This is a genomic window from Stenotrophomonas thermophila (genome assembly GCF_001499715.1).
Lineage (GTDB): Bacteria > Pseudomonadota > Gammaproteobacteria > Xanthomonadales > Xanthomonadaceae > Stenotrophomonas > Stenotrophomonas hibiscicola.
This window is the reverse complement of sequence record NZ_CVIW01000021.1, coordinates 45,116-52,990: the sequence shown is the minus strand read 5'-3', so window position 1 is coordinate 52,990 and position 7,875 is coordinate 45,116. Positions and strand designations below refer to the sequence as shown.

General features: G+C 67.7%; 8 protein-coding genes. 3 read left to right on the top strand and 5 right to left on the bottom strand.

Annotation, left to right across the window (positions count from 1 at the left end):
- From BN1263_RS10895 to BN1263_RS10885, 3 genes are all read left to right on the top strand, one after another.
- A partial coding sequence (locus BN1263_RS10895) for a sulfatase-like hydrolase/transferase (protein ID WP_144435343.1) occupies positions 1-530 on the top strand: 530 nt, incomplete at its 5' end.
- A gap of 20 nt (positions 531-550) precedes the next feature.
- Entirely contained in the window at positions 551-1,696 is a 1,146-nt protein-coding gene (locus tag BN1263_RS10890; RefSeq protein ID WP_058981121.1) for a glycosyltransferase family 4 protein, read from the top strand.
- Entirely contained in the window at positions 1,689-2,546 is an 858-nt protein-coding gene (locus BN1263_RS10885) for a polysaccharide deacetylase family protein (RefSeq protein ID WP_021203418.1), read from the top strand. The genes BN1263_RS10890 and BN1263_RS10885 overlap by 8 nt, the downstream gene beginning before the upstream one ends.
- 83 nt (positions 2,547-2,629) lie before the next feature.
- Here the strand turns inward: BN1263_RS10885 and glmM are convergent, their stop codons facing one another.
- The 5 genes from glmM to trpB all read right to left on the bottom strand — a co-directional run bounded on the left by glmM (position 2,630) and on the right by trpB (position 7,795).
- On the bottom strand, positions 2,630-3,991 hold the full coding sequence (glmM, locus tag BN1263_RS10880) for a phosphoglucosamine mutase (protein WP_058981120.1): 1,362 nt from the start codon (positions 3,989-3,991) through the stop codon (positions 2,630-2,632).
- A complete protein-coding gene (gene accD / locus BN1263_RS10875; RefSeq protein WP_019660593.1) occupies positions 3,991-4,866 on the bottom strand; it encodes an acetyl-CoA carboxylase, carboxyltransferase subunit beta in 876 nt (291 codons plus the stop codon). Before accD ends, glmM begins: the two co-directional genes overlap by 1 nt.
- 214 nt (positions 4,867-5,080) lie before the next feature.
- Positions 5,081-5,890 (bottom strand): tryptophan synthase subunit alpha, encoded by an 810-nt coding sequence (gene trpA / locus BN1263_RS10870; RefSeq protein ID WP_058981119.1) that lies wholly within the window; start codon positions 5,888-5,890, stop codon positions 5,081-5,083.
- 1 nt (position 5,891) lies between these two features.
- Complete coding sequence (locus tag BN1263_RS10865; protein WP_058981118.1) at positions 5,892-6,581, bottom strand: hypothetical protein; 690 nt, start codon at positions 6,579-6,581, stop codon at positions 5,892-5,894.
- Positions 6,578-7,795: a tryptophan synthase subunit beta gene (gene trpB / locus BN1263_RS10860; protein ID WP_014647880.1), complete on the bottom strand. Its 1,218-nt coding sequence runs from the start codon at positions 7,793-7,795 to the stop codon at positions 6,578-6,580. The genes BN1263_RS10865 and trpB overlap by 4 nt, the downstream gene beginning before the upstream one ends.
- Between the last annotated feature and the right edge of the window lie 80 nt (positions 7,796-7,875).

The following is a 7,875-nucleotide window of genomic DNA, read 5'->3' as shown; positions in this document are numbered from 1 at the left end:
GCACCGCCGTGCACTATGCCGACAGCCTGATCGGATCGCTGCTGGACGACCTGCGCGCGCAGGGCCTGGCCGAGGACACCATCGTGCTGGTCACCGGTGACCATGCCGAAGAGTTCAACGACCTCGGGCTGAACTACTGGGGCCACAACGGCAACTTCTCCGACTACCAGCTGCAGGTGCCGTTCGTGCTGCATTGGCCGGGCAAGGCCGCTGGCCACGACGCACGCACCAGCTCGCACGAAGACTGGGTGCCAACACTGATGCGCCACGCGCTGGGCTGCGAGAACGCATTGACGGACTTCAGTACCGGCCAGGACCTGCTGGCCACGCCCGCCGCCAGCGAACGTGCACTGGTGGTGGAGAGCTGGTCGCAACGCGCTGTACGCCATGGCGATGCCATCTACGTGTTCGACAAGTTCGGCAACGCCACCGCGCTCGACCGGCACTACCGCCCGCTGCCGCAGCAGGCTCCGGACGCCGCAGCTATCCGCTCTGCATGGGAAGCGCTGACCCGCTTCCGCAACCGCTGATCTTGAAGGACCGATCCTGCATGAACCGTCCGCTGCGCATCCTGCATACCGAAGCCGCCAAGGGAATGGGCGGGCAGGAGATCTACATCTTCCGGCACATGCAGGTGATGCGCGCGCGTGGCCATGAGGTGTCATTGCTGTGCCAGCCCGATGCACGCCTGGCCACACTGGCACGCGAGGACGGATTCACCGTGCATACGCTGCGCATGGGCGGCCTGGCACGCCTGCTGCGCGGCATGTGGTCGGTATCGCGGCTGGTGCGCCGCGAACGCTTCGACGTGGTCAATACCACCAGCCGCCGCGATGCGCTGATCGCCGCCGCCGGTGCACGCCTGGGCGGCACGCCGCTGGTGGTGCGCTCGCGCCATCTGATGAGCCCGGTCAACTCGTTGCTGACCTATACCAAGCTTCCACACCGGGTGCTGACCGTCAGCAGCTTCGTCAAGCAACTGCTGGTCGACCGCGGCATTCCAGCCGAGCGCATTGGTATCGTGCCGCCGATCGCGGTGCCTCCGCGCTGGAGTGATATCCGCAAGGCCGATCCTTGGCAGTGCCTGCAGGACGTACGTGCGGAAGTGCGTGCCGAGCTTGGCTTCGGCGAGCAGGACATCGTGGTCGGCTGCGTGGCCGTGCTGCGTGAGCCCAAAGGCCATGCCGACCTGCTGCAGGCGATGGTGCCGCTGTGCAAAGCCAACCCGGACCTGCACCTGGTGATTGTCGGTGATGGCCAGGCCGTGACGGAACGACTGCAGGCGATGTGCGCCGAGCACGGGCTGCAGCGCCAGGTCCACCTGCTCGGCTACCGCGATGGAGCCTGCAGGCTGATGGCCGGCTTCGACATCTTCGCACTGGCCTCGCACAAGGAAGCGGCCGGCACCGTATTCCTGGAAGCGGCCTACGTGGGCGTACCGATCGTCGCCACGCGGGTGGGCGGCGTGCCGGAGATGGTGATTGATGGCAGCAATGCGATCCTCACCCGTTTGGGTGACAATGCCGCCCTGACAGGTGCATTGCGCCTGCTGGTGGACGACCCGGAACGGCGACGGCAGATGGGGCGCGCTGGCTGGGAGTGGATGCACGGCGCACATCGCTTCACGCCGGACGGCCACGGTGAAGCGACCGAACACTACTACCACCAGTGGCTGAAGGAGCTGGGACATGGCTGATGCACGAACCGTTCCGGTGCTGATGCACCACCACGTCAGCCCTTCGCCGGGCATGATCACCGTGTCGCCGGAGAACTTCGAAAGCCAGATTGCGTGGCTGGCAGCCAATGGCTGGACCTCACTGACGCTGGAGCAGTACGCCGGCTTCCTGGCCGGCAAGCCGGTGCCACGCAAGTCGATCGTCATCACCTTCGACGATGGCTATCTCGACAACTGGGTGTATGCGCACCCGATCCTGCAGAAGTACGGCATGCACGCGGTGGTGTTCGTGGTCACCGGCTGGATGGGCGAAGGCCCGGAACGTCCGCACGCCGGCATTGCCGGCGCGGCACTACCGTCGACGCCGGACCATCGTGGCTGCGAAGCGGCGATCTACGAGCAGGACCGCAGCGACGACGTGATGATGCGCTGGAGCGAAGCACGCGCAGCCATTGCCGCCGGCACCTTCGAGGTGCATTGCCATACCCACACCCACACCCGCTGGCTGCGCCGCGACGATCTGGACCGTGCGCAGCGCCGTGCGGGCCTCAGCCGGGATCTGGCGATCTCGCGCGACGTCCTGCAGGACAAGCTCGGCGAGGTGTCCGATACGCTGTGCTGGCCCTACGGCGATTTCGACCAGGACCACATCGAGGTAGCACGCGAGCAGGGCTTCCGCTACCTGCACACCACCCACCCGTTCGGCCGCAACGTGGTCGGCGGTGATCCGGAGCGGATCTACCGCTTCGCGATCCGCAACCGCCCGGCCAGCTGGCTGCGCAAGCGCATCGCGCAGAGCTACAACCCGCTGATCGCGCCGCTGTTCAATGGCTTCAAGGCGCGCCAGAAGAAGATGGTGCCGGGGCCATAAGCACCACGCCCCCCCCTGCCGGTTGAATGAAAAACGCCCCGGCTTTGCGGGGCGTTTTTCGTTGGTGCGAATGTGCACTCGCTTCAGGCAGCGGCTTCACGCACCGCTGCTGACAGGCGGTCCAGCGTTTGCTGCATCAGCGTGGCGTCATCGGCCTCGACCGTGACCCGCACCACCGGCTCGGTACCGGACGGGCGCAGGAACGCGCGGCCACGGCCGGCGACAGCCTGCTGCGCCACAGCCAGCGCGGACTGCACGCTTTCAGACTGCACCGCAGTCTTGGCCGGGACATTGCCCAGGCGCACGTTGACGGTCTTCTGCGGTACCCGCACAAGGCCCTTCAGCGCCTGGCGCAGGGTCTGCCCACTGTTGCGCAGCGCGACCAGCACCTGCAGGGCGCTGACGATGCCGTCCCCCGTGGTGGCGCGGTCCAGGCACAGCAGGTGGCCGGAGGCTTCACCGCCGAGCACACCACCGCCTTCGATCAGCGCCTGGTGCACGTAGCGATCGCCGACATTGCTGCGCACGAATGGAATCTGCAGGTCGGCGAGGGCCTTCTCGATCCCATAGTTGCTCATCAGCGTGCCGACCACCGGGCCGCGCAGGCGGCCTTCGGCCTTCCAGGCACGGGCCAGGATGTACAGCAGGTCATCGCCATCGACCGGGTTGCCCTGGTCGTCGGCCATCAGCACGCGGTCGCCATCACCATCGAAGGCGATACCGAGATCGGCGCCGGTCTCGCGGACCTTGGCCGCAAGGTTGTCGATATGGGTGGAGCCCACGCCGGCGTTGATGTTGATGCCATTGGGCTCGGCGCCGATGCCGATCACCTCGGCACCCAGTTCGCGGAACAGCAGCGGCGCGATCTGGTAGGTGGCACCATGCGCGCAATCCAGCACCAGGCGCAGGCCACGCAGATCGAATGTGCGCGGCACGCTGGCCTTGCAGAATTCGATGTAGCGGCCGACCGCCTCGCGTGCACGGAATGCCTTGCCCAGCTTTTCCGATTCGGCGGTGGTGAACGGAACGTCCAGCGCCGCCTCCAGGGCCAGCTCGGTGGCATCGTCGAGCTTCTCGCCCTGGGCCGAGAAGAACTTGATGCCGTTGTCGTAATGCGGGTTGTGCGAGGCGCTGATGACGATGCCGGCGTCCACGCCCAGCGTGCGGGTCAGGAACGCCACCGCCGGGGTCGGCATCGGACCCAGCAACTGCACGTCGGCACCGGCGGCGACCAGGCCGGCCTCCAGCGCCGCCTCGAACATGTAGCCGGAAATGCGGGTGTCCTTGCCGATCACCACGATCGGCCGGCGTCCGTCCTGGCCACGCTGGGCGAGCAGGACGCGGCCCAGCGCATTGCCCAGGCGCAGCACGAAGTCGGCCGAGATCACGCCCTGCCCGACCCGGCCACGGATGCCGTCCGTGCCGAAGTACTTGCGGGCACCCATCAGGCTACCTGCGGCGCGGGCTGCCGACCCAGCATGGCGAGCAGATCGGACAGGCGGTCGCGCAGTTCGCGGCGATCGCAGATCTGGTCGATGGCACCGTGCTCCAGCAGGAACTCCGAACGCTGGAAACCTTCCGGCAGCTTCTCGCGCACGGTCTGCTCGATCACGCGCGGGCCGGCGAAGCCGATCAGTGCCTGCGGTTCGGCGATGTTGATGTCGCCCAGCATCGCGAACGACGCCGAAACGCCGCCGGTGGTCGGATGGGTCAGCACCGAGATGTACGGCAGCCCGGCTTCACGCAGCTTGCCCAGCGCAGCGGAGGTCTTGGCCATCTGCATCAGCGAGAACAGGCCTTCCTGCATGCGCGCGCCGCCACTCTGCGAGAAGCACACGTAAGGCGCACCGATCTCGACCGCGGTTTCTGCGGCCAGCGCGAAACGCTCGCCCACCACCGAGCCCATCGAGCCCCCCATGAAGGCGAAGTCGAACGACGAGGCGACCAGCGCACGGCCCTTGAGCAGGCCGCGCATGGCGATCAGCGCGTCGTATTCGCCGGTGTTCTTCTGCGCGATCTTGATGCGCTCGCTGTACTTCTTCTGATCCTTGAACTTGAGCAGGTCGGTCGGTCCCAGGCGCGCACCGATCTCGGTGGTGCTGTCGGCGTCGAACAGGGCCGCCAGGCGCGCACGCGCGCGGATCGCCATGTGGTGGCCGCACTTCGGGCAGACCTCCAGGTTCTCTTCCAGTTCCGGACGGTACAACGCGCTGCCGCAGTTGCTGCACTTTTCCCACAGGCCCTCGGGGACACTGCGCTTCTTGCTGGGGGTGTTGTCGGTGCGGATGCCGGACGGCATCAACTTGCTGAGCCAACTCATGCGGGAGGACACTTCCGTTCAGGGCGGCCCATGGGCCGCAAAGGCGGACAGTCTAGCTCCGCTTTCCCCGGCCGTGCACCCCCTTGCCAGCTACGGGGCAGCCGGAAAAACCATGCTGGGACGTACGTTTAGGTGCTGCGCGGTGCCGGCCGCTGGCCGGCGGCCCTGCACGCGGGTGGGTACGGACGATGCCGGCCAGCGGCCAGCATTACCGCTACGCGTCCAGCGCCTGCCGCAGCGGGGCGAGGAACGCCCGCGCACGCTGGGCCGCGTCGTCAGCCGAGCCCGCTTCGGCCAGCGCCGCCACCAGCGCACTTCCGACCACCACGCCATCCGCCTGGCGGGCCATGGCTGCGGCACTGCCGGCGTCCTTGATGCCGAAGCCCGCCACCACCGGCACCGAGGCGCGCGCGCGCAACGCCTGCAGGCGGGCGCTGGCGGCGTCGCTGTCCAGGCGCTCGGAGGCGCCGGTCACGCCGGCAAAGCTGACGTAATATAGGTAACCACGGGCCAGGGCCAGCAGCTTGTCGGCACGCGCCTGGCTGGTGGTCGGCGACGCCAGCAGGACCAGCGCCAGGCCCGCTGCATCGAAGGCCTGCTGCGCTTCAACGGCTTCTTCCGGCGGAAGGTCGACCAGCAGCACCCCGTCCACGCCAGCCTGCACGGCCGCCCCGGCGAAGGCAGCGTAGCCGTGGATCTCCACCGGGTTCAGGTAGCCCATCAGCACCACCGGGGTGTGCGCATCACGCTCCCGGAACTGCGCCACCGCCTGCAGCACATAGCGGCTGCCGGCTCCCCGCGCCAGCGCGCGTTCGGAACTGCGCTGGATGGTCGGGCCATCGGCCATCGGATCGGAGAACGGCACGCCCAGTTCAATCACGTCGGCACCAGCATCGACCAGCGCGTGCATGACCGGCACGGTGGCTTCCAGCGAGGGATCACCTGCGGTGATGAAGGGAATCAGCGCCTTGCGCTGCTGTTCGCGCAGGCGCTGGAAGCAGGCATCGAGTCGGGATACGGACATGTCAGGTACATCCTTCGATCAGGTCAACGGCGCCGCTGGCGCCCCAGTACATTCGGGAGATGGTGCCGTCGACGATCTCCACGCGGATCGCCAGGTCGGAACCGGGGTCCTGCCAGAGCAGGCTCTCGCCGGCCTCCGCATCATCACCATAGGGTTGCGTGGAAACGCCCTTGGGCAACTGCTGGAGTGCCTGCGCGCGTGGCATGCCCAGATGAAGGCCGAACGGCCCCGGCTGCAGCACCACCTGGCCGGAATCGTCGATGGGGGCCAGGTCGAAGCGCACCACGTCGCCGTCCTGCACCATCATCGCCACGCCCTCGGGCAGCGTGCCGCGCTCGTAGTACTCGCAACGCCCAGCGGTCGACTCGCCCAGCCCGGCCGAGTGCCACTGCGCCTCGCCCTGCAGTTCGCTGAAGGGCTGGCCGATCAGCACCTCACCGGCATGGTCCAGGGCCACCGACACCACCGCCCGGGCCGCCTGGTCCTCGCCGCCATCGCCTGCCGTGGACATCGCCGCGCCCTCGATCGGGCGATGTGCGGCCTCATCGTCGTTGCTGGCCGGTTCGCGTGCCGGGGCGATCGCCGCGGGGGCGGCCGGCGCCGGGGCAAGCACCGGTGGATCGGGCGGCGTGCAGCCACCCATGCCGATCACCAGCACCAGCGCCCCGCCGTGGCGCAGCACGTGATTCACAGCACAAGCCCTTCGCGCGCGGCGATGGTGTGCACGTCCTTGTCGCCGCGGCCGGACAGGTTGCACAGCACGATCTGGTCACGCGGACGCTCACGCGCCAGCTTGATTGCCTGTGCCAGCGCATGGCTGGATTCCAGCGCGGGCAGGATGCCCTCGGTATGCGCCAGCAGATGGAAGGCCTGCAGCGCTTCCTCGTCGGTGATGCCGAGGTAGCGCGCGCGGCCGGTATCGGCCAGGAACGCGTGCTCCGGGCCGACGCCCGGATAGTCCAGGCCGGCCGACACCGAATGGGTCTCGATGATCTGGCCGTCATCGTCGCACAGCACGTACGTGCGGTTGCCGTGCAGCACGCCGGGGCGGCCTGCCGCGATGGAGGCGGCATGGCGACCGGTACTGATGCCATCACCGGCGGCTTCGGCGCCGACGATCTCGACCTGGCGATCGTTGAGGAAGGCGTGGAACAGGCCAATGGCGTTGCTGCCGCCGCCGACGCAGGCGGTGATCGCATCGGGCAGGCGGCCGTACTCGGCCAGCATCTGCTCACGCGCTTCGCGGCCGACGATGGCATTGAAGTCGCGCACCATGCGCGGGTACGGGTCCGGTCCAGCCACGGTGCCGATGATGTAGAAGGTGTCCTGCACGTTGGTCACCCAGTCGCGCATCGCTTCGTTGAGCGCGTCCTTCAGGGTGGCCGAGCCGGAGGTGACCGGCACCACCGTCGCACCGAGCAGCTTCATGCGGTAGACGTTGATTTTCTGCCGCTCGATGTCGGTGGCGCCCATGTAGACCACGCATTCCAGGCCCAGACGCGCGGCAACGGTGGCACTGGCCACGCCATGCTGGCCGGCACCGGTCTCAGCGATGATGCGCTTCTTGCCCATGCGTGCGGCCAGCAGTGCCTGGCCGATGGTGTTGTTGATCTTGTGCGCACCGGTGTGGTTCAGGTCCTCGCGCTTGAGCAGGATCTGCGCGCCGCCGACGTGATCGCTCAGGCGCTGGGCGTGATAGATCGGGCTCGGCCGGCCCACGTAGTGCGCCAGGTCGCGGTCATAGGCCGCCTGGAACGCGGGGTCCTGGCGGGCCTGGTCATAGGCCTGGGCCAGTTCCTGCAGCGGGCCGACCAGGGTTTCGGCGACGAAGCTGCCACCGTAGCGGCCGAAGTGGCCCTGGGCATCCGGGAAGGCGTGGTAGTCGGCAATGGGGGAGGCAGACATGGATACGACCGGTGGTTCAGACAGGTGGATACTCTAGCGCACGGGTCATGACCGGAAAATGGATATTATCTGGCACATAT